1 protein-coding gene is annotated in these 786 nt (G+C 73.4%); it reads left to right on the forward strand.

Features of this window, described 5'->3' with window-relative positions:
• The coding region (locus ABEE00_RS35700; protein WP_345749988.1) for an acetate--CoA ligase family protein at positions 1 to 786 on the forward strand (786 nt) is incomplete at both ends.

Genomic DNA, 786 nt, shown 5'->3' on the forward strand with positions numbered 1-786 from the left:
ACCAACCCCGTGGACACCACGGCCGGGGTCTCCGAGGAGCAACTGCACGCCTGCGTCGAGGCGTTGGCCCGCGCCGTGGACTGCGTACTGGTCGTGCTGGTGCCCACCGCACTGGCCGCCGCGACCGGCGAGAACCTCCTGCGCGCGGTCACCCACGCCGCGCAGCACAGCTCCTGCACGGTGGCCGCCGTCCTCACCGAGCAGACCGCACCCGTCGCCCTCCGCCGCAGCGGCGCGAAGCGTCCCGTACCCGCCTACGCGGACTCCCAGCAGGCGGCCCGCGCACTGGCACACGCGGTGCGCTACGCCCAATGGCGCGCACGCCCCGAGGGAACCGTCCCGCGCGAGGTCTCACAGCAGGAGCACGCGGATGCCGCGGGCGCGGAGGGCGGCCACGCCATCGCCGCCGCCTTCCTCTCCGCGCACCCCGAGGGCGGCTGGCTCAGCCCGCACACCTGCACCCAACTCCTCGACCACTACGGCATACCCCAAGTCCCCTGGCGCTGGGCCGAAGACGAGGACGCCGCGGCCAAGGCCGCGGCCCACCTCACCGACGAAGGCCACGGCCGAGTCGCGCTCAAGGCGTACTGGCCCGGCCTCCTGCACAAGAGCGACCAGAACGCCGTCCTCCTCGACATCACCGGCGAACAACAGGCCCGCACCGCCTACCGCGACCTGGCCACCCGCTTCGCCGGCCTGCTCAAGGGCGTGGTCATCCAGCCCATGGCGCCGCGCGGCATCGAACTGTTCGCCGGAGTCGTCCAGGACGAAGTCTTCGGCCCCCTC

Source organism: Streptomyces odontomachicola (genome assembly GCF_039605595.1).
Lineage (GTDB): Bacteria > Actinomycetota > Actinomycetes > Streptomycetales > Streptomycetaceae > Streptomyces.